The sequence below is a fragment of the Rufibacter aurantiacus genome, from assembly GCF_017916345.1.
GTDB lineage: Bacteria > Bacteroidota > Bacteroidia > Cytophagales > Hymenobacteraceae > Nibribacter > Nibribacter roseolus.
The window spans coordinates 830,617-856,397 of record NZ_JAFMSV010000001.1 but is presented as its reverse complement, the minus strand read 5'-3'; the positions used below and the strand labels follow the sequence as shown (position 1 = coordinate 856,397).

Below are 25,781 nucleotides of genomic sequence, written 5' to 3'. Positions count from 1 at the left end.
TTGATAGCGAGCTCTTCTGTTTATAATGTATCTGTGAGTGGTTATCTGGTGTAAGCCTCTGCAAGCCATTTGCGGGCAGTATCCAGGTTGTCAAAGGATCTGGCTTCAAAGGCTTTTACCTCGCTTAGGAACGTTGACGCTGAGGACTCCCCCAAACTCTCTGGATTGGCCAGCATCGCGAAGCGTTTGAGGCCAGCTTTGGCCGCGCTGGGCGCCCATTCGTTCACAACCCAGTCTATGGAGTGGTCCCAGGAGCCAATAATGAGCCGCGTATCGTTCAAGACGCATTTGTATCCTGCCTCAGCCAGCGCCTGCGTGTAAGCCCTGGCCCCGGTTTTTATGTTTTCCTCGGTTAAGTACCCCATCCAGTTTACATAGATTAACCTGTTTTGGGAATCCTCTTTGATTGTGAGATAAACTCTTCCAAAAGGATTAACAAGTTCCTTCGTCATGGTATTATTGAGGTTGCTCAGTTTTCTGTACTCCAAATATACATATTTTAATTCAAGTAGCTTTGTTTGGATAGCTGTATGATAAAAGGGAAGACTATGGTGTGCCTGTAAAAGGTTAAAAGCAACGGATTTACCATGGTATTGGACCCTGATAAAAAGCAAGTGCCCGGAAGTTCTGCTCCCGGGCACTTGCTTTATTTATAGCATATTTTTAGGAAAACAGACTAAAAGCGCTGATCTTCCATTGATCTCAGTGGGGTAGCTGACTGGTTATCCTTTGCTGGCCAGCAGGTACAAGACCGCCATCCGGATGGCCACGCCATTCTCCACCTGGTCCAGGATGATGGAATGGTGAGAGTCGGCGGCGTCTGAGGTGAGTTCCACGCCGCGGTTGATAGGACCAGGGTGCATCAACACAATTTCCTTGTCCAGCTCGTCCAGCATCTTCTTGTTGATCCCGAAGTAAAGGGCGTACTCGCGCAGAGACGGGAACAGCTTGCCTTGCTGGCGCTCCAGCTGGATGCGCAGCACATTGGCCACATCGCACCATTGCAGGGCCTCGCGCACGTTCCAGAAAACCTTCACGCCCAGATCTGCGATGTGTTTGGGCAGTAAGGTGGGCGGTCCGCAAACGGCTACCTCGGCCCCCTGCATCTGCAGTGCGAAGATGTTGGAAAGCGCCACGCGGGAGTGGGTGATGTCACCGATGATGGCCACCTTTTTACCGCCTACCTGGCCCAGTTTCTGCCTGATGGAGAAGGAGTCCAGCAGCGCCTGGGTAGGGTGCTCATGGGTGCCGTCGCCGGCGTTTACTATGTTGGCCTGGATTTTACGCGACAGGAAATGAGGGGCGCCGGGGCTGCTATGGCGCATCACAATCATGTCTACCTTCATAGACAGGATGTTGTTGACGGTGTCCAGCAGGGTCTCGCCTTTCTTCACGGAGCTACCCGAGGCCGAGAAGTTGATTACATCCGCCGAGAGGCGTTTCTCTGCCAGCTCAAAAGAGAGCCGCGTACGGGTGGAGTTCTCAAAGAACACGTTGGCAATGGTGACATCGCGGAGCGAAGGCACTTTCTTGATAGGCCGGTTCAGAACCTCCTTAAACTGGTCAGCGGTTTCAAAGATCAACTGAATATCCTGCGGGGTAATCTCTTTGATGCCCAACAGATGCCGGACGCTAAGCTGTTGCATGGGGTTCTTCTTGGTCTGGGGTAAGGGTGAGGAGCCAGATAACATCCTCTGGTGAATCTGGGCCTTGCCAGGTAACTTCTACACGCTGTGAGTGCAGGGAGTCTACGCGCTGGCCGGTATACGTGGCTTCAATGGGTAAATCGCGGGTGTACTGGCGGTCAATAAGTACCAGCAGCTCTACCTGGGCGGGGCGTCCGTAGGAGATCATGGCGTCCAGGGCGGCCCGCACAGAGCGGCCGGTATAGAGCACATCATCTACCAGAATCACGCGTTTGCCTTCCAGGGAGAAATCTACCTTGGTGGCGTTAGGGGCCAGCGGCGCGGCGCGGCGGCGGAAGTCATCGCGGTGGAAAGTAATGTCCAGGTAGCCGGTCTGCACCGTTATGCCCAGAATCTCCTGCAGGGTCTGCTGGAGCCGGTCTGCCACAAAAATGCCGCGCGGCTGCAGGCCCAGGATAACGGAATTGGAAAAATCGCGGTGCGTCTCTATGAGCTGGTGCGCCAGGCGCCGGATCATGATCTGAAACAGTGCGTGCGGAACAATGAGGCGTTTGTGCATGGCCGGGTTTTGGGCAAATATAAAGACTTACCGGCAGCCTTGGGTAAAAGAAAGCAATTTTTCTCTTCTCTGGCCTGTGGTTTCAAAAGCTGTATTTTTAGGGCCTTGACATTAATTTTCCCAGTTGGGAGCAAGGAGCAGCAGAGTTCCTGCTGGTTAATTTTAGAAAAACCCGCTTACCTCAAAGGGATTTTGCCGTAGGTTTGAGTTATGGCTAAACTCATTAACCTGAAAGTATTCCCCGATTTTTTCAGATCAGCCTCGGCGGGCGGTATCATTCTCATCATTTCGTTGGTTATTTCCCTGCTCATAGCCAACTCTGGCTGGGGAGAAGCCTATGCTGGATTTCTGCAGACCCAGCTGGGCTTTGAGTCTGCGCAGGTGCACCTGAGGTATCCAATACTCCTTTGGGTCAATGATGGGCTCATGGCCATTTTCTTTTTGCTGGTAGGGCTGGAGATCAAGCGCGAGATGGTGGAAGGGGAGCTCTCCTCGCCCAGAAAGGCTGCTCTGCCGGTGTTTGCCGCGGTGGGTGGCATGGTGGTGCCGGCTGCCATTTATGCGCTTGTCAATACAGGAGCTGATACAGCCGGTGGGTGGGGTATTCCCATGGCCACTGATATCGCTTTTGCCATTGGCTTGCTTTCTTTGCTGGGAAGTAGAGTGCCGGCGGGGCTGAAGATCTTTTTGACCGCCCTGGCCATTGTAGATGATTTAGGCGCGATAGTGGTCATTGCCGTCTTCTATTCTGCAGGGTTACACTTTGCGTACCTGCTCTACGCCGCCGCAATCTTTCTGCTGTTGCTGGCTTTCAACAGGTTTGGGGTAAAGTCATTGGTCTTCTATTTGGTGCCGGGGCTTTTCATGTGGTACTTTATTCACCATTCAGGGGTGCATGCCACCGTAGCAGGGGTGTTGACAGCTCTTACCATCCCCACCACCTCAGATGCCCAAGAGTCACCGTTAGAGCATCTGGAGCACGCGCTTACCAAACCCGTGAACTTTCTCATCATGCCCATCTTTGCCCTGACCAACACCAACATCAGGTTTGAGGCAGATATGCTGGAGGGATTGCTGAGCCCCTTGGGCCTGGGTATTGTTTTGGGGCTGTTTTTGGGAAAACCCCTGGGAATCTTCTTTTCCAGCTGGGTGGCTGTAAAATTGAGAGCGAGTATTTTGCCTACCGGCGTTAACTGGAAAATGGTAGCCGGTTTGGGGTTGTTAGCCGGGATAGGCTTTACCATGTCTATCTTCATTGCCCTTCTGTCTTTCTCAGACCCTGCGTACCAGACCGGAGCTAAGTTCTCCATTTTGGTGGCTTCTGCGCTGTCTGGGGTGTTGGGCTATTTTCTGCTGCGGGCGGTTTCTGTCAAAACTCCGGTTTTAGAGAATCACACGGAAGCCGTCTAATCAAACGTCATGCTCTGGAGATAGAAAACCGTGCGGTCCTGGCCGTGGGCCGGTTTGATGCGCTGAAACCCGTAAGCAATGAAGTTGCTGCCGTACCAATGGATGATTCCTTCCTCGTTGCTGGCGTAAAGTTTCTCAGAATCGGACTGTAACCTCACTTCCACCTTTTCCTCATCGGAGATAGAAACGTTGGGCCGTAAAGTCTTGTACCTGACGTATTCTTCCTCGGGGTACACCAGCGTGATATTGCCCGCCGACGAGACACCTGGTGTTACCTTTGACACCAGTTCTGGATAGGTCTCATTTTTGAGCCGGAAGGAATTGTCCCAAAGCAGGTTGCCCTCATGGTCAAAAACACAGGCAATGGCATGGGTGAACTGGTAACCTTCAATCAATTCCTGCTCAGAGGGTTGCTTGTCCTGCCCGGAACCATAGATGCTGCTATACAGATTAAGGGGGCCACTTTTGTACTGTGGGTAATAAATTTCCCCTACCATGGCGTATCCTTGCGGGTGGGGCATAACAGGGTGTAAAAGTAAGCGGGGGCGCAGCAAAACAGGCTTTCCCTTGGCTTCGCGGCGGGCGAATTTGGCTTTCATCCGGCGTGCTTTCCTGGGCGAGAGGTATTCAAAGAAGTGCTTGAGCTTGCTGAAATCAAAATACCTGAGGTTGCCAACCAAGCTGCTGGAAAATAAACCCTTGGAGAAGGTATACCTGCGATGCCCGAAAGTGCCCACCAGAACCTTATTGAGGGTGTCTCCGGGAGCGAGCCGGGCACTTTGCAGCGTGTTCTCTGAGCGGAACTCCATCTGAGGCTGAACAAAGTACGTGCCCACGACCTCGCCCTTTGAATTCACGCGCTTGATCTGCAGCCGCGAACGCGTTCCGTTTGACTCGGCCACCACAACTTCAACCGCGTGCGTTAAGGTGTCTACCCTGAATTCGCCTACATCCTCTTTCAGACCCAGCGTAAGGGGCAGGGCTCTTATTTCTTTCTGGCTGGGGTTTAGGTGTAGAAGGCTTAGGTTATCTTTTTCCAGTGCCTTAAGGAAAACTTGGCCGTCCAGCGCTTTCATTTCTTTGAGGGTAATACCAGACGGTGGTAATGTATGCTCACTAAACGTAACCGTACCCAAAGTATTATTTACCTGGTAAAGCAGGACTTTCCTGTCATGGAGCCTGTAAAATAGCAGGTACAGGGTTTCCGGCTCGGCGGCCAAAAGCAGGAAGGCGTGGTTTGAATTATGCCCATGGCTTGTTTGCCAGATAGGTTTAAGCGCTTTGCTGTACTTGGTGAGCACAAAATCATGCTTCCCCTCTACCGCGTGGCGTTTGGTGGAGATTACCAGCAAGCCACTGTCCGGTAGGGCATGCACCAGGTGTTTGTCGTCAAAGGAACTGCTTTCCACCTCTACCCGGTGCGTCTGAGCCGGAGGTGCCGATTTCTCCTTGCCCCTGTTCTTCTGGCGGACCTGCGCAGTACAAGTGATGCTCCAGTAGAACAGGAGGAGCGCAAGCATTACCTGATATGTACCACATGGGAAGAGACGCATACAAGAAAAGCTAATCTGAACTTAATATAGTTATAAAATTATATAAATCCACAAGTCAGATTAAGAACTTTTCAGATTTGTTTTGCTGTCCAAGTAGGGCTTGACAGCTTGATTGCTCCTGTTGGAAAATAGAAGTCCTGACCAGGACAACAGTATTGGGGCTGTTTTAACCCTGTTTTTAGAAAAGTAGCCTGTAAGCACAAGCGGGTGCGTTTTAAGGAAGGCCTTCAGAAGACCATGTTCTGCAGGTAAAAGACTGTGCGGGCCGAGCCGTGCTCAGGCTTGATGCGCTGAAACCCGAAGGCCACGAAATTGCCGCCGTACCAATGCACAATGCCTTCGTTGCTGCTGGTGATTCTTTTCTCGCTTTCCTCCTGCAGCCGCACCTCTACTTTCTCATCGTCAGAAACGTAGGTGTTGGGTTTAACGGTCTTGTACCAGATGTATTCTTCCTCCGGGTAAGTCAGGGCGATGTTGCCCTCGGGAGTGACGCCGGCCTCCACGGTGGGGGCAAGTTGGGGGTAGGTCTCGTTCTGCAGTTTGTAGGAGTTGTCCCAGAGCAGCTTGCCCTCACGGTCAAAAACACAGACAATGGCATGGGTAAACCGATAACCGTCAAAGTTGCTCCTGGCCTGCCGGATGTCCGGGTACCGGCCCGTGATGTTGGTGTATTGGTTTAGGCTGTTGTTGCGGTACTGCGGATAATAAATCTCGCCCACCAAGGCGTAACCTTGCGGGTGGGGCATGATGGGGTGCAGGTACATGCGGTAACGCAGCACGGGCGGTTTTCCTTTGGCCTCCTGCCGGGCGAATTTCGCCTTCATGCGCCGCTGGGCGCGGGGCCCCATGTACTCAAAGAAATGATCCAGCTTGGTGAAATCGTAGTAATTGACATTGCCGGCCAGGTCACTGCTGTACAAACCCTTGGCGAACACCGAAGTGCGGAAACCATAGGTGCCCAACAAAACCTTGGTGAGGGTGTCACCGGGGGTGAGACGGCCAGCCTGCAGGGTGTTGTCATTGCGCTCGTCCAGCTCGGGTTGGAGAAAATATGTGCCTATGACCTCGCCTTTGGTGTTCATGCGTTTGGCCTGCACCCGTGAGCGCCTGCCGTTTGACTCGGCCACCACAAACTCTACCGCGTGGGTAAGCGTGTCTACCCTGAACTCGCCCAGGTCATCTTCCATCCCAAAAACGGCGGGTAGCAGCTTTATCTCGTCCACGTTGGGGTCCAGGTGCAGCATGTTCAGGTTGTCGCGGTCCAAGCCGTTGAGGAACACATGTCCGTCAAGGGTAGCCATCTCCCGGATGGTGATATAGGAGGCCGGCAGCGTATGTTCGCTGAAGGTGGAGACGCCCGTGGCGGCGTTCACCTTGTGCAGCATCAGCTTTTTGTTGTTGGGGGTAGAGAACAGCAGGAACACCAATTTGCGGTCGGCGGCCACCTGCAGGAGCACATGGTTGGTTTTGTGCTCATACTTGGTCTGCCAGACCTGTTTCAGCTCGCGGTTGTACTTGGTGAGCACAAAGTCATCCTTGCTGAACCAGCTGTTCCGCTTAAACGATACCACCAACAGGCTGGTGTCTGGGAGCGCGTGCACAGAATGCTCCTCGTCATAAGAGTCACTTTCTATCTCGGCCCGATAGGTCTGGGCGGGCGGCTCGGGTTTCTGCTTGTCTTTGTCTTTTTTCTGCGCCTGCGCACAGAAAATCCAGCCCCAGCAGAGCAGGAGAAACAGGTACCGCCAGGAAGTGCTTCTGATGAGTGGGAACATACGGTGTTTTTAAGAAATCACGCTGAACTCAATAAAAACGCCAACCTGTAGCCAGATGTTATATGCCGCTTACTGGCCCATGGCCAACAAAAGGTCAAACTCTTCGGGCGTTAATGGCATCACAGATAACCTTGACTGCCGCAGCAGCGCGATGTTCTGGAGCCGTTCTTCTTTTTTGATCTGGTCCAGGGTTACTGGTTTGGCAAACGGGCTCTCCGGCACCAGGGTTACCGCCACCCATTGCGTCTCCGGGGTGGTTGGGTCCTGGTAAGCTTCCTGGCTTACTTTGGCCACCCCCACAATAGATTTCTCAGAGACGCTGTGGTAGTACATGACCAGATCGTTCTGCTGCATTTTCTGGAGGTTGTTACGGGCCTGGAAGTTTCTAACCCCATTCCAGGTGGTTTGTTTATCGCGTTGCAGGTCAGACCAGGCGTATTTTTCAGGTTCAGATTTAACGAGCCAGTAATTCATAGGTAAGCTAAAAACAAGAGGGTTTTCCCAGTGAGGAGGCCACTTGCCATGGTTAAAGGTAAAAATATTCTATTCTTGGTTTGTCTTGCGCCGGAGCTTGATCAGGTCTGAGGTGACAGAGATGATCTCCAGTTCTTCCGGGGCATGTTTGGGATTGTCAAAGGTTACCAGCAGGCGGTCTTTGGCCTTGGCCTCCCACTTGCCGGGCTGCTCTTCCAGACCATCGGTAGGGGCGATGCCGTAGCGGATGAACGTGCCGTCTGCCTGGATCATAAACCCGGTGCGCCCCCGCGAAGGCGGGAAGTCAAAGGTATTAGGCCGGTAGGTGCGCACATCGGCAGAGTCTTCTTCATAGGAGTTGAGCCAGGTAAGCCCGTACACCGAGGCCGGCAAATCGGCCTTGGCGCCACACCGGGCCCCCATGAGCACCAGGGCCAGCAGGCTCAGCAAAAAGAAGTGTTTCATACGTCTGCGTGTTGCCTCAACTTTGCGTCCATGACAATTCAGGCACAATATAAAAAATAGTCCTGAGTTCTAAGTCTTGAGTCCTGAGTTGGGAAGAATATAAGCCGATGAAGGGTCAGTGCTGACTTGCAGGAATTTATTTGTTTTGGAGCCGTTTTCCTTCAAACAGGTCCAAATCGGCTTTGCCGAAAGCAATCCTTTAATTCACCTATAATTCATGATCCAGAGCTCAGAACCCACTAAATTCGGTCCCGTTGTTGGCGTTATCACCAACAACTTAAATTGCGGAGGCCTGCGCAAGGGCAGCCACAAGGGATTGCCCCTACTCAAATACTTGCATCGATAGAAAGTTTTTGGCCTATTTTAGTGAAAAGCACTTGAAACGCTGTAGAATTCACACGCATATCGTCCCCCTTTGAAGGGGGTAGGGGGATGATTGCTCGTGCTGATCATGGCAATCTCCGGAAATCATTTTGCCCCTCTTTGCTATTTAAGCTTTTGGTTCGTCGTCCTGCTTTGTCATCCTCCTACCCCCTTCAAAGGGGGACAAAATGCGCGAATTTACCGGAGAGTTAAAGGTGTTAAGCATTTTTAAGCTGTTTCTCAGAAAACAAGCCTAAATCGGCTTTGCCGAAAACATTCCTAACTCAAGACTCAGAACTCAGGACTCTCACGTTGACTCAGAACTTACATCCGCAGGATGTTCTTATCTTTGTCTGAACCCCATTCACAACAACATTCGTGGAGAACAAAGAACTTATCCGTATGTTCCGGCTGACGGCTTCCCTGATGGAGCTGCATGACGAGAACCCGTTTAAAATAAGATCCTATACCAGTGCCGTGATGGTGATGGAGCGGATAGAATCACCTATTCACCAGATGAGCCAGGCCCAGCTGGAAAAGCTGGACGGTATTGGCAAAGGCATGGCCGGCAAGATCATGGAAGCCATCCAAACCGGCTCCCACACCGACCTGAAACGGCTCCTGGAAACCACCCCCGAAGGCGTGGTGCAGATGCTCAACATCAAAGGCATCGGGCCGAAGAAAATCAAGACTATCTGGAAAGACCTGGGCGTGGACACCATTGAAGGCCTGCGCGAGGCCTGTGAGAAAAACGAGGTGTCTAAGCTCAAAGGCTTCGGGGCGAAAACCCAGGAAACCATTCTGCAGGGGCTGCAATACACCGAGTCCAACAAAGGCAAACTGCTCTGGGCCGAGGCCGAGACCCTGGCGCTGGAATTGCTCTCTTTCCTCAAAAACAGGCCTGAAACGGTAGCCACCGAAGTGGTAGGGGAGATTCGCCGAAACCTGGAGACGGTGGAGACCCTGCAGTTCCTTCTGAGCCTGAACAGTGAGGAGAATTGGCCCAACTTCCTGGCCGAGCTGCCGGGGATATCGCCGCAGGAAGCAGTTTCCGGACCGTTTGTGTGGCGTGGACTGGTAGACATTACCGGCGTGAAGCTGGAGGTGCGGCTGGTGCCCGAGCGTCGTTTCGCAAACCAGACGCTGCTGTACTCGGCCAGTCCGGCGTGGTTATCGCAACCCGTGAACGAGGCCGGCGATACGCTCATCGCGGAGGCCTATGGCGAGCCGGCCGCTTCTGAGGAAGAGATCTTCCGGCGCGTGAACCTGCCGTATATCACCCCGGAACTGCGCGAAAGCCTGCGTATGCTGGAGCTGGCCCGCGAAAACCAACTGCCCACGCTCCTCCAGGACAGCGACCTGAAAGGCATCCTGCACAATCACAGCACCTACTCAGACGGCGCGCACACGCTGGAGCAGATGGCCGTGCATTGCAAACAACTAGGCTTTGAGTACCTGGGCATCTGCGACCACTCCAAATCTGCCTACTATGCCAACGGTCTGCAGGAGTTCAGGGTGAAAGAGCAGCAGAAAGAGATTGACCGCCTGAATCAGGAGCTGGGTCCGTTCCGCATCTTCAAAGGTATTGAGTCTGATATCCTGGCTGATGGCTCGCTGGACTATGACAATGACATCCTCGCCTCCTTTGACTTCATTGTGGCCTCCATCCACAGCAACCTAAAAATGGACATCATGAAGGCCACTGACCGATTGGTGAACGCCATCCAAAACCCCTATACCACCATGCTGGGGCACCCCACCGGTCGCTTGCTCCTCCGCCGCGAAGGTTATCCCATTGACCATAAAACCGTGATTGACGCCTGCGCCGCAAACCAGGTCATCATAGAAATCAACGCCAACCCGTGGCGCCTGGACCTGGATTGGCGTTGGGTAGAATACGCCTTGGGCCAGAACGTGATGCTCAGCATCAACCCAGACGCCCACAGCATGCGCGGCTACGATGACATGCGCTACGGCGTACTGGTAGGCCGCAAAGGCGGACTAACCCCAGAGATGACCTTCAATGCAAAAACGCGCGATGAAGTAGCAGCTTATTTTGCAGAGCGGAAGAAGGCGAAGGGGATTTTGTAAGAATAACCAGTATAAGAAATCACCGATTATCATCACCTAAATGTCATCTTGGAAAGATCCTGCGCGCGAATTGAAATAGCGTTTACGAAGAGGCTGTTTCAGCTTGTGCACAAGATCATTTCAGGATGACAAAACGGGAGAGGCCTGTTCTGTGAAGACCTGTTTGGCTTGTAAACTGTTTTGGGCTGATTTCCCAGAAAACAGTTGCTAAACGGAAGGCTGTTTTAATTCTTTGCCTTTCTTTATTCTCTCCGCCTTTTCTCCCCAACCTGGATTGCCGCTTTTGTATCGGTTTGGGTGCTGCCATCTGGTTTTCCATCAGTTGCCTTTCTCAAAGCAGTTCCGCCTTTCACGTAGGTGAACTCCAGGATGGAACCGCGGTACTGGCTGCCTTTGGGGTCTTCGCCGGAGGGGCCGGAGGTTACCGAGGAACTGTCTACGGCCAGGTACAGCTTTTTGCCATCGGGCGAGATGGCCAAATCCCGGTAGCGGATTTTGGACCGGAAGTAGGTGAGCGTATCACCGGTGACGCCCGCGCCGGAGGCGTTGAGCGGTAGTCTGATCAGCTTGCCGGTTTTGAGCGTGGGCACCAGCAGGGAGTTCTGCCAGCCGGGTATGCCCGCGGAGGTGTACACGGCAATGCTGCTGGGCGCCTCAGAAGGCCACTCCGGCGAATCCTTTTCGCCATTGCTTCGCACCTGCGTCATGATCCTGGTGAGAAATGCGTTGGAGTTGGGGTTGAAACTGTACACAGGGTCGCGGTAGGTCTGAGCTCCGATGGCGGTGGCATTCTCTTTCTCGCTTTTGATAGTAGGGTAGGCCGTGTGCCACTCGCCGGGAATCTCTGCGTGGTTGCTCACGCCGGCAGCCAGCCCGTTGTAGTTGTTGTCATTGTAGCCAATCACCAACGGGTGCCCGAAGTTCTTGCCCCGTTCCACCACGTTGATCTCATCGTCAGAGAAAGGACCGTGCTCACTGGCGTAGAGGCGGCCGGTACCATTCACCTGGGCGTACGCCAGGCCTTGGGCGTTGCGGTGCCCCAGGCTCCAGACGGCGTTCTGCTTTTGGGTGCTGGTAAATGGGTTGTCATTCGGAACCCAGCGGTCATACTGGTTTTTGTCGGCATCGGGTTCCAGGTTGAAGCGAAGGACTTTGCCTTCGTAGCTGCTGGTGAGCTGCGCGTGGTTGGTCCGGCCGATGTTCTTGAACTGCCCGGCACCCATATCGCCTACGGTGTAGAATAGGTAATTCTTGCCTTGCACCGGCGCAATGAGCAATCGGCCCGAGTTATGGTCGTTGCTGCCGGGGATGGAATCGCAGAGTACCTGCGGATTGGTGAGTTTCTGTCCCTTAGCATCGTAGTCATACCGCACCAGGCGCATGGTGTAATGGCAGCCCCCGAAGTTAGGATCACAGCCATCGCCCTGTTTTCCGGCGCCTGCATATTGGTAAGCGTAGGCCAGGTACACGTACGCTTTTCCCGAGAGTAATTGGGGGTGCAGCGCCATGCCCATCAGACCGCCCTGTGGCCAGGGTTTTCCGCCGTCTACGGAGTCAGGCACCTTGTCATAGCGGGGGAATTTCCGCTCGGGGGTAAGGTCCAGCAAAACGGTCTGCGCACCGGTGGCCGGGTTCAGTCGGCTTACTTTATAGCCTTTGGCTTCGGTAATCCAGAGGTAGTTATCGGGGCCGTAAGTGACTTCCCAGGGATCGCTGAGCTTGTCTTTAACCACCCGCACGGTAAAGGTCTCGCCTTTAGGGCCGGTAAGGTCCTGGGCCGAGGTGAAGGTACTGGAAAGAAACAGAAGGAAGGGCAGAAACAGAAGGCAACGCGGCATAAGCTAAAAAGGAAAGACCCACATGATTTTCCTCCCTTTTAACCTGCCTTGTCCGCAATAGGTTGTTCTAAATGCCAGACCAGAAGCCAGAATCAGTATTTATCCTTTCTGCCGAAATTGTTCGGGGGTGTTTCCGGTGTGTTTTTTGAAAAAACGGCTGAAATAAGAATTGTCCTCAAAGCCCAGGACCTGCGCCACCTGCGCGATGTTGAGGTGCGGCGAGTGGGTGAGCAGCCGTTTGGCCTCCAGCAAGAGTCTTTCCTTCAAAAGGTCAGTGGTGGTTTTGCCCAGGTTCTCTTTGCAGAGCTCGTTGAGGTATTTGGGTGAAAGGTGCAGGGCCTGGGCGTAGAACTTCACCGACTGATGCTCCAGGTAATGCTGCTCCACCAAGTTCTCCAACTGGTACAACTGAAAAGGCCAGCTGTTCTCCTCCAGTTGCACAGGGGCCGCCGGGTACAGCCGGGCCAACTGGATCAGGAGGAGCTCTAGGTACGCGCGCAGGGCATCGGTTTGGAAGGAAGCCGGATGGGCATACTCGTGCTGCATCTGCTGAAGAAGCTGTTCTACGGGAGCCAGGTCCTGGGCGGAGGCATACAAAACGGGAGGGTGTTGCCAGGTCCGGAAGAAGGGGAACTGCCGCAGGTTGTCTTTCTCCTGACCGCCGCGATAAAACTCCGGGGAGAAAAAGAGGAGGGTGCCTTCGGTCTCCGGGGTGAGGTCCCAGGCATGCACCTGGCCGGGCGTCAGGAAAAACACACTGCCGGGAGTAACCTCATACTGGGTAAAATCAATGGTGTGCGTGCCCTGTCCGCTTCTCACCCAAAGCAGAAGATAAAAGTCGTGTTTGTGGGGAGCCTGCACAAAGGCGTGGGTTTGCCGGTGCGCCTGCAGATCGGCCACGTGGATGCCCCGGCTCAGGGGTTTTGCTGGGGTAAAATCAGGGATGCGGTAAACGGGGAGCTTTTCGGGCATAGGGCAAAGTGCCAGCGCCTGGCTGGTTTGGCCCCAATTTCCGAAAAATAGCTTTAAAACAAAGACCTGCTAGTGGCCTCGGGCAAAGGGATGCGCGGCGGCCTCGGGATTATAGCTGATGAAGATGTTGATCCAGATGGCGCGGGAAAGCTTGAAGAGCGCAGGCATGAACAGCAGCAGCGACAACAGCAGCGCGCCCATAAACATCCAGAGGGTGATTTCCTCTGAGAACAGCATCATGAGGCCTACAATGGCTAGCGTTGGTCCGGCGGTGAGTCCGTAACTCACGAACATGGCGCCGTAATAATAACCTGGTTCCGGTTCATAGATCTGGTTGCAGACCGGGCAATGGTCCAGCATCTTACTCATTTTGCGGTACCCCATGAGGCTGTTGTTCTCAAACAGATCGCCCTCGTGGCACCGCGGGCACTTCAGTTTGGCAATGCTGTATAGTTTAGAGCCTTTTCCTAACATAGCTTTCTATTCTTTTCTCTTTACAAAGGTACGTGACCCTATATTTTTTGGATAGGACAAAAGGCGGTTGTTCCGGTGATTTTTAACATTGGTGCCGGGTGTGGTGGTGATTTCAGGGTGTTTTTGAGGAAACAGGAGAGAAACGCTTTGCCTAACTTGTGTTAGATAAGGGATTTGCAAGCCGATATTGGTTTTTCAAAAACTACGTTTACTAAGCGCAAAGTCCCCCTTTGAAGTGGGAGGGGGATTGCTAAAGTTGCTGATTCTTTTCTCTCTTTTTATCTCTGGTTCAAGTCTGTGACTTGGACCTTCCATGGTCTGCAGTTTGCAACTGCAGTGAGGCGCGAGCCTCAAACTCGGATTTCGCTTGCGTTGTGCGGAGAGTTAGCGGCAGCGCTCTCCGCACTTCCCGGACAGCCAATCTCCTGATTGGCGAATTGGAAGCGGTTCCAGTTGGTAGTATATATCGTCGTTGTTTGTGTTCTCACCAATTACTTCAACTGCCTATCCGGTAAAATTTCTGCTATTACTCTCCAATCCCTTCCTACCAAGCCTCAAGGCTGCAGCCGCTTTCTGCGGGCGTTTGTCACTTTGCTCCTTGATGAGAAAAGTAACCAAAAGAATCAAGAAGAAAAGAAACTCGCTGACGCTCAAACAGTCTTTTCTTCACTTTCTGTGACACCCCGCTGCTGTCCTCTGTTGCATCGTTCACGCAGGCCATTACTGGTTGAACAGTTCATCCGTGCGGCAGGCCGTGCCTCGGCCTCACTGTAGGCCTTCGCCCCGGCCTGCCGCAGGAACTGCCTCGCTTTGGAGCTGCCTCGTCCTGCGGACGGGGTTTGGATGGGAATTACTTGCTCACCCGGTTCTCTTCGTCTGAGGTGCCGGTTTTCCGGTGGCGGGCGGCCTTGATTTTGCTGTTACCGAACTTGTAGTCAAAGGTGAGGTTGAGGCGGCGGCTTTCCCACTCGTTTTCCCAGTACATGTTTACGTTGCTGTAGTTCAGGTTGGCCCTGAAGCGGGCGGTGTCAAAGATGTCGTTCAATTTCACGCTTACGGTGGCGCGGCCGTCCATGAAGGTTTTCTTACCGCCTATGCTCATGAGGTAAGAGGCTTTGTGCCGGAAAAGGCCAGAAACTGAGGGGGAGTTGTAATAAGCCGAATATTGCACGCTGAAGTTCTTGGGCAGCGTGAAGTTGTTGTCCGTGCTGAAGTCCCAGGAAAACTGCTCCTGGTTGTACTGCTCGCCCTGCACCGGGGTGCTCACTTTGTTTAGGTTACCTTGCAGCTGCAGGTTGGCGCTCCACCATTTGCGCACGGGCAGAGTGCCGCCACTGCTGAGACTTAAAGTACGGGCGCGGCTCAGGTTTTGCGGCGTGCTGATGCTTTCTTTGGTGGCATCGTTCTGGCTCACCACTTCCATCACAAAATCATTCTCCTGCAGGTAGCTGATGCTCAGCAACTGGAAGTTCTTGAAGGTATAACTGGCCACCAAGGAGTTGGAGAAGGACGGTTGCAGAAACGGGTTTCCTTTGATGCCCATGTACGGGTCTGAAAAGAACGTGAATGGGTTCAGGCTGCGGTAATTGGGCCTACTGATGCGGCGGCTGTAGGAGGTAGAAAACTGATGCTCGTCACTGGGGTTGTAGCTGGCGAAGACGCTGGGGAACAGCTCCCAATAGTTGCGGTCTACCACTTTCTGCGTCGTGCGCGAATTGCCTCTTAAGATGGTTTGCTCCGCCCGAAGACCTGCCTTCAGGCTCAATGCCTTGCTTACTTTTTTGCTGAAGCTGAGGTAGCCGGCATTGATGTTCTCGTCATACAGGAACTGGTTTGTGCGGCGCTCATCGGTTTGCCAGGTGTTTTCCAGTTGCTTCTCAAATCTGATGTCTGCGTCATTGCGTACCCAGCTGCTCTTCCAGCCGGTTTCGGCTTTCCAGTTGTGGGCCAGCGGGTGCACGTAATCGGTTTTGATGGCGTAGATCTGCGTGGCGGCATCTGAGAAACTGCGCAGATTTTCAAACTCCTTCCCGTTCTGGATGGCTTCCGCAAAGTACTGGTTGGCGAAGGATTCATCTGTCCCGTTATGGTAGCGCACGTAGTCGGCATCAAAGGTGAGCGAGCGGCCCGTCGTGTCTATATCGAACTTATAGTTCAGGTTGAGGCTGTAGTTGTTGGAGACCACATCGCGGGGGTTGTTCATCTGCACGCTGCCGATGGCGTTGCCCCGTACGTCATAATTCACCGAGTTACTGGTGGTCAGGACATCCTGCGGCGAGGTGAAGCCTTTGACCATGATGCCCACGGTGTGCCTCGGGTTGATGAAATAATCGGCGCCCGCCACTACGTTCACGGTTTTGGTGATGGGGTGCCAGTAGTTCACCGAGCGGTACAGACTGTCTCTGATGGTGCGCTCCATGGTGAGTTTGTTGTAGGAATTCACGTGGCCGGTGCTCAAGCGGGTGTAGAAACTCACTTTTCCCAGGTTGTAATTCAGGTTGAGGGCAACCCAGGCTTTCTCATACGTGCCGTAACCGGAGCCCGCACTTAGGGTGCCGTTCATGCCTTTGGTGAGCTCGCGCTTGAGCACGATGTTGATGATACCCGCCGTGCCGGCCGCATCAAATGACGCCGGAGGGTTGGCGATCAACTCTACCTTGCTCACCGCCGAGGCTGGTAAGGACTTCAGGTACATGCTCAACTCGGAGCCCGTCATGTAGGTCATCTTGCCGTTGATCATGACGTTCACGCTCCCGCTTCCCCTGAAGATGATATTATCGTCTTTGTCCAGCCGTACGCCCGGCGCGTTCTTCAGGACCTCCAGCGAATTCTCCCCGGCGGTGTTGAGTTTCTCCACGTTCATGATCAGCCTATCGGCGTGCTGCTCCAGCAACGGACGTTGGCCCTGCACCACCACTTCCTTGAGGGCAGTGGTTTTGAGGGCGGTTTGCAAAACAGGCACCTGAATCGGCTGGGTGCCTACTTCAAAGGCCGGGCTTGCTACCGTGTTGTGGTCAATGCGGCTGGCTTTGATGGTGTATCGGCCGGAGGTCACTTTCTCAAAAACATAGGCGCCGGCTTCATCCGTCATCTGGGAGTTGACCAGGGCAGAATCCGGTAAAGACACCAGCACGATGGTAGCGTAGGCGAGGGGTTGCTTCTGGCCATCCTGCACCGTGCCTTTCACGGTAGTGCGGTTCTGCGCCGAGGCGGAGAATGAATAAAGAAAACTCAGGAAAATCAGGATGGGGAGGTGGCGGAAAGTAAAGGTTTGGCTCATACAAATTTGGTATGCCTGAAAGATGAACCAAAAGTGCAGGAGGTTGCCTCATGTAAGAATTAAATATCGCAATCTCCCTATCTATCATCTAAGCCAGTTCTTTCCTTGTTTTCAGAAAGGGCACAAGCAGCTACCGCAGAGAAAAACCAGGACGAGGGAAGCCAAAAACTAGTGGAGCTGAAAACTAGCTAGCCTGTCAATACATGCCTCGCCGAAGCGTGTACCCAATAGACTTCAATAGACTAAAGCATCCTTAAAAAAGAAAAGGAGCAGGCTGATGACCTGCTCCTTTTCTTTTCCCCGACAGATTTAGAATTAGGGGCACTTGAGTCCTTTCCGTTCTCAGCCTAAAATTCAGAAATCGGCCCTAAAGAAACTTAGTTCTAGCGTTTCACGATGAACTTCTGGACCATTTTACCCTGGGCCGTGCTGAGGTGGAGGAGGTAAAAGCCTTCGGCTAGACCTTGGATGTCAAAGACCCAGCCCTCGTTTGACTTTACCGGGGCCGGCAGCTTAACTGGCTTACCCACAGAATTGTACATACTGGTGCCCCGCACCTGAACAAAGGCGGGCACTTTCATGGTGAGGGTGGAAGTGGCGGGATTAGGAAAAGCAGAAACCTGCGTTTGCCATTCTTCAGAGACGCCGGTCACCACCGGTGGGTTTTCCAGCGCAAAAAGGAGCATGTCCCTCACCATGGTACCAATGAGCCGTCGGTTGCGCCACTCTTCTACCAGTATGGCAACATTGTAGGTTCCCTGCAGGCGGGGGGTATTCCAGGTCAACAAACCGGTGTTTCTGTTCAGTGTTACGCCGGCAGGTGAAGTGGAGACCGGGGCGCCCAGGAAGTTCTCCAGTCCGCTGTAGCCCGGGGTGTTCACGCCGATAGGATTTCCGCAGGCACTTACCCCGTTTGAGGCTTTTGGCGTTACTAACTTGAATGAGAGACTGTCTCCTTCGGCATCAACAGCGCCAGAATTATGCACGAAAACTTGGTTGCGGACGGGGACGCCTATAGGGTAGGACTGAAACTTGGGAGCGTGGTTTACTCCCAGGAAAGGATCAACGATGATGGTGCTCTCCAGGTAAAAGGTCCCCTTAACCGAGGATGAGATGTTCACTACGCCACTCTGGCTCCCTGCGGTGAAAGTGGCAAGGTAGGTGCCTGCCCCTGTATAAGTGTGCTCAAACTTATACACATTCATAAATGCATTATCAGAACCAACGGTCACCAAAGTCCTTGATTCTCTGGCTACCTTCTGGCTCGTGCAATCACCAAAATAGAGCGTGGCTTCCAGGTCCTCAAAGGGTGGCGGGGCTACGCTGTAGGTGACCAGGGTAAAGAAGTACCGCATTGGGTTACGGGCCGTGGTTGTGTCACTCTGGTAGTAGATATTCCCGGCCCTAATGTGAGAGGCCTGCGCAGAGAAGCAAACAAGGAAAAACAGAAGCAGGAATAGAACTTTGGTCTTTTTAAATGGTAGGGGAGGTTTCATAGTGTGAGGCGCTTGCCTTATTCAGTTGGATAAAATATTGGATTCAATTTCAATGGTCTGGCTTTTAGATAAATATAGTTGTTTGGAGCCGCATTTACAACAGATGCCTTAAGCCTTTAAGCGCAGCCGGAACCCAACCATGCACCTTGCAGTAAGCCAAATTTGAATGGAAAGAAGCTATGCTAATATTGTCTGGGGCGTTCAAATGCCGCAGATGAAAACCCCCAAGCTTGGTAATTTTTGTTTCAGGGCTGTTTCTCAGGAAAAGCCCTGAAACAGGTAATCCATTTAACGCTGTATGACCAATTTATGAGCCAGCGTTCCCTGGTCTGTTTTCAAGCGGAGCAGATAGAAGCCCTCAGGTAAATGGCGGATATCAAGAATCCACCCCACCGGTGATTTCTGTGGAATAGGCAAAGCCAGGACCTTCCCGGTTGGGTCAAATATTTGGGCAGCCTTTATCTCCACAGCCGTTGGGGCTTTCACCCTCAGGATACCCGTCGTAGGATTAGGATGGAGGCTGATCTGCCCTTTGATTTCGTCTGAAATTCCGGTCAGGCGGCCAGTGGTTATCTCATTAGAAGCCATGCTGGTGCCTCCTTTAGGGGCATTGAAATCGGCGTAGAGGCGATAGCTGTAGTTCTGGCTTAGGTCAAGGCCCCGTCCGTTGTTGTTGTCTACGTAAGAAGTTGTAGCAGCCGGCACGAACCCGATCAACTGATACCCTGCCGAGGCCGGGATGCCTTTATCGCAGGAGCTGGGCGTAAAGTTGGAAGGGTTTACCTTTCGGTAGATGTAGAGGCGCCGGGCATTTGGTACAGCATAGGTTTCCCAGGTAAGCAGGATGCTGGCATCGGTTTCCCGGACTGCCGCAGTAAGGGTTGGCGCCGGCCCCAGTACCGTAATACGCCAAGGCTGCAGGTCCACCAGATTAAGCTGATTGGACCCCTTTTGTTCTTCTGCCCTGAAAACCACTTGGTAAGGCTCTGCGCGGATATCTAATTGGCCAGGAGACCACGTGAAAACTCCCGAGGCGCCATCCTGGGTAATAAAACTGGCGTTGGAGGAAAGTAGCGTAAACATAGGGCCCAAGGCGGTTAAAACCATTGGGTCTTGGTCTTCATCGGCCGCTTGGATGACTTTCTGGACCGAGGTGCCGGCTACCACGCATAGGGCCTGGGGAACAGTCAACAGAGGTGGATGGTTGGAATCTTCCCGTACAAAAATCTGCATGTCGCGGGTCACTTTGCCAATCAATCGGCCACTTCGCCACTCCTCCACCTCAAACGCGATGTTGAACTCACCCAGCACCCCGGGGGTATTCCACGTCATCTGGCCAGTATTCGCATCCAAGGAGAAACCCGAGGGCCTACCGGTGGCGGTACGGCCGGTAAACTGCCCTGGTTCCCGGTAGCCCGGGGCTGTAATTCCAACGGGATTTCCGCAGGCGTCTACTCCACTGGAAATGCGTGGTGCCACCATTTTGTAAGAGAGACTATCTCCATCTAAGTCAAAGGCGGCAGGGTTGTGCACAAAAACCTTGTTTCTGACCGCCACATCCACCGGAGCGTATTGGAGAATTGGAGAACGGTTCACTCCCAGCGTGGGATCAACGGTAACGGTGGCCTGCAAAAAGAAGGTCTGCTGTACCGAGGAAGAAATATTTACTACGCCGCCATTCCTGTTTTCCCCCACAAACGTGACCGAAAAAGTGCCTGGCTCGGCGTAGGTATGCTCAAAGCGGTAGGTATTGAGGAAGGTGTTGTTCTGGCCGTTGCTGAGCAACGTTCTGGACACGCGGGCTGCGGTTTGGCTGCTGCAGTCCCCGAAATGAAGTGTAGTCTCCAAATCTTCAAAGGGCGGTGGGGCCACACTGAAGGTAACCAGCGTAAAGAAGAACCGTCCCGGCACTGGGTTGGCCGTGGTATCAGTGGAGGCATAGATTTGTCCCGCGCGTAAGTGGGTAGCCTGCGCCACGGTGGTAGCTAGTAGGAAGAAGAGTAGAAAGGAAAGGCAGGATTTGAATGTGGGTAAAGGTTTATTCATGTAGAAGGTTCTATGGAAGGACAGATAGAATAAGTGATTGCTTAAAAAGTGATAAAACAGTGGGTGTTGTTTTATAGATGCATAAAAATAGAATTAATTAAAGCCACTAAGTGGGTTCAATCCTATATTTTTTGCCCGACTCAAAAGAAATTGAAATCCTATAACTTGCCACCTGTTTTTGGACCCGTTTCATAAAAACAGCCGCCAAACAGAAATTGCCTTTCTATGCTCGTTTTCTTCGTTCTTCTGTACCTGGCACTCAACGTGCTGCTTGGGCTCTGGGCCGCCCGCCGGGTGCACAATACTTCAGACTTTATGCTCGCCGGCCGGGCCTTGCCGCTGCCCATGGCCACGGCCGTGGTGTTTGCGACTTGGTTCGGATCGGAGACCATTCTGGGTGCCTCTGCCGAAGTGGCCGAAGATGGCTTGATTGGCATGGTGGAAGACCCGTTGGGTGCGGCGCTGTGCCTGGTTCTGGTGGGGCTGTTCTTTGCCAGAAAGCTCTACCGGATGAACCTTCTCACCTTCGGGGATTTTTACCGCGTGAAGTTTGGGCGCACCCCCGAGATCATCGCTTCGTTCTGCCTGGTCATTTCCTATTTTGGGTGGGTAGCCGCGCAGATGGTGGCGCTGGGAATTTCGTTTAACCTGCTGTTGGGCACCACGCTGGTGCAGGGCATCTTGATCGGGAGTTTTCTGGTGGTGCTCTACACGTATTTTGGGGGCATGTGGAGTGTGAGCGTCACCGATTACCTGCAAACCATCATGATCATCCTGGGTTTGGTGATTGTCACTTGGTGGGTCATGCGCGAGAAGCCCTTCTCAGAAGTAACCGCCACGCTTCCGCCCGATTTTTACAGAATCACGCCTAAGTCGGGTACTTCCTTCACCGGCTGGCTCAACTACCTGGCCCTTTGGATGACCATCGGGTTGGGCTCCATTCCGCAGCAGGATGTATTCCAGCGGGTCATGTCGTCTAAATCTGAAAAGGTGGCCATCAACGCTTCTTTGCTGGCCGCTTTGCTGTACGTGACGGTGGCCTTGCTGCCCTTGATTCTGGCGCTGTATGCTAAGGTGTTGCACCCGCATCTGCTGAATAACGATGCCCAGATGCTGGTACCCAGCCTCATTTTAGGCTCCAGCCCTATGATCATCAAAGTGCTGTTCTTCGGGGCGCTGATCTCGGCCATTATCAGTACCGCCAGCGGCGCCATTCTGGCCCCGGCCTCTATCCTGAGCGAGAACCTGCTGCGCCCATTTTTCAAAGAAATCACGGATAAAAAATTGCTGGCCTTGTCTCGCGGCAGCGTCCTGATTGTGTCGGTGATTTCGCTGGGCTTTGCCTTGTCACGCAACAACATCCATGAATTGGTGAGCGAGTCTTCGGCGCTGAGTTTGGTGAGTCTGCTGGTGCCTTTGGTTGCCGGCATCTACCTGAAGAAAGCCTCGGCAACGGCCGCTATTCTGTCCATGGTAGTGGGTATGGGCGCCTGGCTTTTCTGCCGGATTGCCGGCACCGAAGTGGAGCCGATGTGGTACGGTCTGGCCGGGAGCGTACTTGGTTACCTGATAGGCGGGCTTCTGAGCAGAGAAACGGTCCAGAAACCTGAAGAAAAGCCGGTTCATTTTTAAACAATTTTCCGAAAAGAGGCTAAAAACAACTCTGTTCAAGTCGGCCTTTTTTCATCGGAAGTTTCTGGCGGAAATGCGGTTATCTAAAAGATTGATATATTGGCACCGAGCTGAATTTCCCCTAAAACCTGTAATGACTATGCGCCCACGTACCTGTTCCTTGCCCAAGCTATTCATGGTCCTATGCTGTCTTTCATTTTTCTTCCACGGGAAGGTCCACGCCCAGGGCTTTCTTCGCGCCGAAGGCAAACAGATTGTGAACGGACAGAACCAACCAGTCATCCTGCGCGGTATGGGCTTGGGTGGTTGGATGCTACAGGAAGGCTACATGCTCAGAACCGCTGAGTTTGCCGGCCAGCAGCACCGCATCAAAGCGAAGATGGAGGAACTGATTGGACCGGAGCGCACGCTGGAATTCTACAACGCCTGGCTGCAGAACCATACCCGTAAAATCGACATTGATTCCATGGCGGCCTGGGGCTTCAACTCGGTGCGCCTGCCCATGCACTACAACCTGTACACCTTGCCCGTGGAGCAGGAGCCGGTAGCGGGCCAGAACACCTGGCTGGAGAAAGGTTTTCAGATGACCGATAGCCTCCTGCAGTGGTGCAAAGCCAACCGCATGTACCTCATCCTGGACCTGCACGCCGCGCCCGGCGGACAAGGCAACGACAACAACATCTCGGACCGTGATCCCGCCAAACCCTCTTTGTGGGACAGCGAGGCCAATAAACAGAAGACTATCGCGCTGTGGCGCAAACTGGCCGAGCGCTACAAAGACGAGCCTTGGATAGGCGCCTATGACATCATCAACGAGCCCAACTGGGGCTTCCAGAGCAAAGAAGACAAGAATGGCTGCGCCGAAAAAGACAACGCCCCGTTGCGCCAGCTGATGGTGGACATCACCAAGGCCATCCGGGATGTAGACCAGCGACACCTGATTTTCATTGAAGGTAATTGTTGGGGCAACAACTACAACGGCGTGCTGCCCGTCTGGGACAAGAACATGGGCCTCAGCTTCCACAAATACTGGAATTACAACGATCTGAGCGCCATTAAAGGATGGCTGGATTTGCGCGACCAGCATAACGTACCCATCTGGCTGGGCGAGACCGGCGAGAACTCCAACGTGTGGTTCCGGCAGGCCATTGAGCTGGTGGAGGGGCAAGGCATTGGCTGGGCCTGGTGGCCGCTCAAGAAACTGGGCTTCAACAATCCGCTGGAAGTGCCCATGACACCCGGCTACCAGAAACTGCTGAATTACTGGCACGGCAAAGGCCTCAAACCCTCCGTCGACGAAGCCTACGCCGCCCTGATGGAACTGACCGAGAACCTTAAACTTGAGAACAACCTCTTCCACCAAGATGTAGTGGATGCCATATTCCGGCAGGTGAAATCAACCGAAACGCTTCCGTTCGGGAACTACAGCTTTGTCAAGAAGCTCACCATCCCCGCCGTGCACTATGACCTGGGCCGAAACGGCTTCGCGTATCTGGATAAAGACACCGCCAACTACTACATCTCCACCGGCGGCCCCCGCACGCCCTGGAACCGCGGCACCACCTACCGCAACGACGGCGTAGACATTGCTCAGGATAGCATTTCTAAGAAGTTATTCGTGGATCACATAGAAACCGGCGAGTGGCTGCAATACACCACTGCCTTCGAGGAAAACAAAGCGACTACGGGCACACTTAAGCTATTAGTGGCTTCAGATAACAACGCGGGTAAACTTACCCTCACCCTAAACGGAGACGTGGTGAAAGCAGGCATGGGTGTCCCCAACACTGGCGGCCCAAAGAAATGGAAAACCATAACGCTGAAAAATATCCCCCTAAAACCCGGTAAGAACGTCTTCAGAGTGATTGCCGAGCAAGGCGGTTTTCAGCTGCAGTCCTTGGAGATTAGTGTGAAGTAAGGTGGTCTGTTTTGGGCCAATTTTTAGAAAAACAGCCTTAAAACGAGTTCCATCAAATTAGGTCTTCTTCCGCTGGCGCGAGCGTCCCGCTCGTGTCCGCACGCATTCCGGATAAATTACATGAATACCTCTTTGTCATCCTGAAAGGATCTTGTGCGCAAGCGGTAAAATTGTTTCTTCATTGCTTTTCTAGTTCGCCCACAAGATCTTTCCAAGATGACCAAGGTGGGTTTATGGAAGGAACCAGAATCCCTGACTTCTGAAAGCGGAAGCAGAAGAGGATCAGGAATGCGTGCGGACACGAGCGGGACGCTCGCGCCAGCGATGGTTTTAGCGTGTTTTTATAAAAGGCACAAAACCTGTAGAGACAAGGCCTGCCTTATCTCTACGAAACCAGATTTCCAGCGTATTCAAATATGTTTTAAGGCCAATTTCATCAAAACGTGCCTAAAACGATCTACGCCAGCAACTCAGCAATTGCCTTGTCTACCTTCTCAAACTGGAAGCCGCTTAGTACCTCTTCCATCAAACCTTTGATCTCGGCGGTGCATAAATTCCCGATGCTGCCTTCATGGGTATGGTTCAACGCTTCAGGCCGGGTAAACTCGCCTTTCTCAATGGCTAGACCCACGTTCTTATAAGCATCCCGGAACGGCACGCCGCTGAGCACCTGGTTGTTCACTACTTCCACGCTGAACAGGTACTGGTACTTCTCGTCCTTCAAAATATCTTGGTTCAGCTTCAGGTGCGGGAGCATGAAGGTCATCATCTCCAGACAGTTTCTTATTTCCGTGAAGGCCGGGAAGAAGCTTTCTTTGAGCAATTGCAGTTCTCGGTGATAACCGGAAGGCAGGTTGCCCAGCAGCATCTGGATCTCGGTGGGCAGGGCTTGCAGGCGGTTGCACTTGCCGCGCATGATCTCAAAGACATCGGGGTTCTTTTTGTGCGGCATGATGCTGGAACCGGTGGTCAGTTCGTCGGGCAGGGTCACGAAGGCGAAGTTCTGGCTCATGTACAGGCACACATCCATGGCCATGCGGCCGAGGGTGCTGGCAATAGAGGCTAAGCCCATGCTCACACTGCGTTCTGTTTTACCACGGCCCATTTGCGCATATACTACATTGTAGTTCAGCGCCTCGAAGCCCAGCAAATCGGTGGTCATCTGGCGGTTGAGCGGGAAGGAGCTACCGTACCCAGCCGCCGAGCCCAATGGGTTCTTGTTGCTGATTTTATAGGCCGCTTGAAGTAATTGCAGGTCATCTACCAGGCTCTCGGCGTACGCGCCAAACCACAGCCCGAACGAAGACGGCATAGCTACCTGTAAATGCGTGTAGCCGGGCAGCAGAATGTGCTTGTTCTTTTCGCTTAGCTCCTGCAAGGTGTTGAACAGCGTGTGCACGGCCTCCACGGTTTCCCGGATTTCATGACGGATAAACAGTTTGAGGTCTACCAGCACCTGATCGTTGCGGGAGCGACCGCTGTGGATTTTCTTGCCTGCCTCCCCCAAACGGCGCGTGAGCAAAAGCTCCACCTGGGAGTGCACGTCTTCTACGCCGGGCTCAATTTCGAACTCGCCGCGTTCAATGGTTTTATAGATTTCCTTTAGTTCCCGCTGCACGGCGGCCAGGTCTTCTGGCTCCATCAGCCCGATGCTCTCCAGCATGCGTGTGTGCGCTAGGGAGCCGAGCACGTCAAAAGGAGCCAACTGTAAGTCCATTTCGGCGTCTTTGCCCACGGTGAATTTCTCAACGTTCTGCGCGACGGAGGTTTCTTTTTGCCAGAGTTTCAT

The 25,781-nt window shown here is 53.2% G+C and carries 18 protein-coding genes; 4 read left to right on the top strand and 14 right to left on the bottom strand.

Going from position 1 to position 25,781, the window contains the following annotated elements; genetic code table 11:
* Window positions 1-41: 41 nt before the first annotated feature.
* From J3P34_RS03420 to pyrR, 3 genes are all read right to left on the bottom strand, one after another.
* The gene (locus J3P34_RS03420) at window positions 42-365 is read right to left on the bottom strand and encodes an STAS/SEC14 domain-containing protein (RefSeq protein WP_246850365.1); all 324 of its coding nucleotides are present in this window, start codon (window positions 363-365) and stop codon (window positions 42-44) included.
* 357 nt (window positions 366-722) lie between these two features.
* Window positions 723-1,646, bottom strand: a complete 924-nt coding sequence (locus tag J3P34_RS03415) for an aspartate carbamoyltransferase catalytic subunit (RefSeq protein ID WP_210486430.1) — start codon at window positions 1,644-1,646, stop codon at window positions 723-725.
* Entirely contained in the window at window positions 1,633-2,205 is a 573-nt protein-coding gene (gene pyrR / locus J3P34_RS03410) for a bifunctional pyr operon transcriptional regulator/uracil phosphoribosyltransferase PyrR (RefSeq protein WP_210486429.1), read from the bottom strand. The genes J3P34_RS03415 and pyrR overlap by 14 nt, the downstream gene beginning before the upstream one ends.
* 210 nt (window positions 2,206-2,415) lie before the next feature.
* Between pyrR and nhaA the strand changes: the two genes are divergently transcribed.
* Entirely contained in the window at window positions 2,416-3,615 is a 1,200-nt protein-coding gene (gene nhaA / locus J3P34_RS03405) for a Na+/H+ antiporter NhaA (RefSeq protein WP_210486428.1), read from the top strand.
* Here nhaA and J3P34_RS03400 read toward each other — a convergent pair.
* The 4 genes from J3P34_RS03400 to J3P34_RS03385 form a co-directional block, all read right to left on the bottom strand.
* The gene (locus tag J3P34_RS03400) at window positions 3,612-5,135 is read right to left on the bottom strand and encodes a hypothetical protein (RefSeq protein ID WP_210486427.1); all 1,524 of its coding nucleotides are present in this window, start codon (window positions 5,133-5,135) and stop codon (window positions 3,612-3,614) included. The genes nhaA and J3P34_RS03400 overlap by 4 nt on opposite strands.
* Window positions 5,136-5,395: 260 nt before the next feature.
* On the bottom strand, window positions 5,396-6,943 hold the full coding sequence (locus J3P34_RS03395) for a hypothetical protein (RefSeq protein WP_210486426.1): 1,548 nt from the start codon (window positions 6,941-6,943) through the stop codon (window positions 5,396-5,398).
* A 69-nt stretch (window positions 6,944-7,012) separates the two neighbouring features.
* Window positions 7,013-7,417 carry an EVE domain-containing protein gene (locus J3P34_RS03390; RefSeq protein WP_210486425.1) on the bottom strand — a complete coding sequence of 135 codons (405 nt, stop codon included), beginning with the start codon at window positions 7,415-7,417 and terminating at the stop codon, window positions 7,013-7,015.
* Between the two features lie 69 nt (window positions 7,418-7,486).
* Window positions 7,487-7,882 (bottom strand): hypothetical protein, encoded by a 396-nt coding sequence (locus tag J3P34_RS03385; protein ID WP_210486424.1) that lies wholly within the window; start codon window positions 7,880-7,882, stop codon window positions 7,487-7,489.
* A 741-nt stretch (window positions 7,883-8,623) separates the two neighbouring features.
* Between J3P34_RS03385 and polX the strand changes: the two genes are divergently transcribed.
* A complete protein-coding gene (gene polX / locus J3P34_RS03380; protein ID WP_210486423.1) occupies window positions 8,624-10,336 on the top strand; it encodes a DNA polymerase/3'-5' exonuclease PolX in 1,713 nt (570 codons plus the stop codon).
* Window positions 10,337-10,578: 242 nt separating this feature from the next.
* On the opposite strand, the gene J3P34_RS03375 is transcribed toward polX, so the two are convergent.
* The 6 genes from J3P34_RS03375 to J3P34_RS03350 form a co-directional block, all read right to left on the bottom strand.
* Window positions 10,579-12,174 (bottom strand): PQQ-dependent sugar dehydrogenase, encoded by a 1,596-nt coding sequence (locus J3P34_RS03375; protein ID WP_210486422.1) that lies wholly within the window; start codon window positions 12,172-12,174, stop codon window positions 10,579-10,581.
* Window positions 12,175-12,273: 99 nt separating this feature from the next.
* Window positions 12,274-13,146, bottom strand: coding sequence for a helix-turn-helix domain-containing protein (locus J3P34_RS03370; protein ID WP_210486421.1), 873 nt, complete (start codon window positions 13,144-13,146; stop codon window positions 12,274-12,276).
* 69 nt (window positions 13,147-13,215) lie between these two features.
* Complete coding sequence (locus J3P34_RS03365) at window positions 13,216-13,620, bottom strand: DUF983 domain-containing protein (RefSeq protein WP_149092373.1); 405 nt, start codon at window positions 13,618-13,620, stop codon at window positions 13,216-13,218.
* Window positions 13,621-14,470: 850 nt separating this feature from the next.
* A complete protein-coding gene (locus tag J3P34_RS03360) occupies window positions 14,471-16,900 on the bottom strand; it encodes a TonB-dependent receptor domain-containing protein (protein ID WP_210486420.1) in 2,430 nt (809 codons plus the stop codon).
* Between the two features lie 383 nt (window positions 16,901-17,283).
* Window positions 17,284-18,396 (bottom strand): T9SS type A sorting domain-containing protein, encoded by a 1,113-nt coding sequence (locus tag J3P34_RS03355; RefSeq protein WP_210486419.1) that lies wholly within the window; start codon window positions 18,394-18,396, stop codon window positions 17,284-17,286.
* Between the two features lie 288 nt (window positions 18,397-18,684).
* Window positions 18,685-20,442 carry a T9SS type A sorting domain-containing protein gene (locus J3P34_RS03350; protein ID WP_210486418.1) on the bottom strand — a complete coding sequence of 586 codons (1,758 nt, stop codon included), beginning with the start codon at window positions 20,440-20,442 and terminating at the stop codon, window positions 18,685-18,687.
* A gap of 225 nt (window positions 20,443-20,667) precedes the next feature.
* Between J3P34_RS03350 and J3P34_RS03345 the strand changes: the two genes are divergently transcribed.
* Both J3P34_RS03345 and J3P34_RS03340 read left to right on the top strand, forming a co-directional pair.
* A complete protein-coding gene (locus J3P34_RS03345; protein ID WP_210486417.1) occupies window positions 20,668-22,074 on the top strand; it encodes a high affinity choline transporter 1 in 1,407 nt (468 codons plus the stop codon).
* Window positions 22,075-22,213: 139 nt separating this feature from the next.
* The gene (locus tag J3P34_RS03340) at window positions 22,214-23,992 is read left to right on the top strand and encodes a cellulase family glycosylhydrolase (RefSeq protein WP_246853515.1); all 1,779 of its coding nucleotides are present in this window, start codon (window positions 22,214-22,216) and stop codon (window positions 23,990-23,992) included.
* Between the two features lie 457 nt (window positions 23,993-24,449).
* Here the strand turns inward: J3P34_RS03340 and argH are convergent, their stop codons facing one another.
* Entirely contained in the window at window positions 24,450-25,781 is a 1,332-nt protein-coding gene (argH, locus tag J3P34_RS03335) for an argininosuccinate lyase (protein ID WP_210486416.1), read from the bottom strand.

Excerpts from the sequence above, each read along its gene's own strand:
- J3P34_RS03420 (WP_246850365.1), bottom strand. The coding sequence starts at position 365 with ATGGGGTACTTAACCGAGGAAAACATAAAAACCGGGGCCAGGGCTTAC.
- J3P34_RS03415 (WP_210486430.1), bottom strand. The coding sequence starts at position 1,646 with ATGCAACAGCTTAGCGTCCGGCATCTGTTGGGCATCAAAGAGATTACC.
- pyrR (WP_210486429.1), bottom strand. The coding sequence starts at position 2,205 with ATGCACAAACGCCTCATTGTTCCGCACGCACTGTTTCAGATCATGATC.
- nhaA (WP_210486428.1), top strand. The coding sequence starts at position 2,416 with ATGGCTAAACTCATTAACCTGAAAGTATTCCCCGATTTTTTCAGATCA.
- J3P34_RS03400 (WP_210486427.1), bottom strand. The coding sequence starts at position 5,135 with ATGCTTGCGCTCCTCCTGTTCTACTGGAGCATCACTTGTACTGCGCAG.
- J3P34_RS03395 (WP_210486426.1), bottom strand. The coding sequence starts at position 6,943 with ATGTTCCCACTCATCAGAAGCACTTCCTGGCGGTACCTGTTTCTCCTG.
- J3P34_RS03390 (WP_210486425.1), bottom strand. The coding sequence starts at position 7,417 with ATGAATTACTGGCTCGTTAAATCTGAACCTGAAAAATACGCCTGGTCT.
- J3P34_RS03385 (WP_210486424.1), bottom strand. The coding sequence starts at position 7,882 with ATGAAACACTTCTTTTTGCTGAGCCTGCTGGCCCTGGTGCTCATGGGG.
- J3P34_RS03375 (WP_210486422.1), bottom strand. The coding sequence starts at position 12,174 with ATGCCGCGTTGCCTTCTGTTTCTGCCCTTCCTTCTGTTTCTTTCCAGT.
- J3P34_RS03370 (WP_210486421.1), bottom strand. The coding sequence starts at position 13,146 with ATGCCCGAAAAGCTCCCCGTTTACCGCATCCCTGATTTTACCCCAGCA.
- J3P34_RS03365 (WP_149092373.1), bottom strand. The coding sequence starts at position 13,620 with ATGTTAGGAAAAGGCTCTAAACTATACAGCATTGCCAAACTGAAGTGC.
- J3P34_RS03360 (WP_210486420.1), bottom strand. The coding sequence starts at position 16,900 with ATGAGCCAAACCTTTACTTTCCGCCACCTCCCCATCCTGATTTTCCTG.
- J3P34_RS03355 (WP_210486419.1), bottom strand. The coding sequence starts at position 18,396 with ATGAAACCTCCCCTACCATTTAAAAAGACCAAAGTTCTATTCCTGCTT.
- J3P34_RS03350 (WP_210486418.1), bottom strand. The coding sequence starts at position 20,442 with ATGAATAAACCTTTACCCACATTCAAATCCTGCCTTTCCTTTCTACTC.
- J3P34_RS03345 (WP_210486417.1), top strand. The coding sequence starts at position 20,668 with ATGCTCGTTTTCTTCGTTCTTCTGTACCTGGCACTCAACGTGCTGCTT.
- J3P34_RS03340 (WP_246853515.1), top strand. The coding sequence starts at position 22,214 with ATGCGCCCACGTACCTGTTCCTTGCCCAAGCTATTCATGGTCCTATGC.
- argH (WP_210486416.1), bottom strand. The coding sequence starts at position 25,781 with ATGAAACTCTGGCAAAAAGAAACCTCCGTCGCGCAGAACGTTGAGAAA.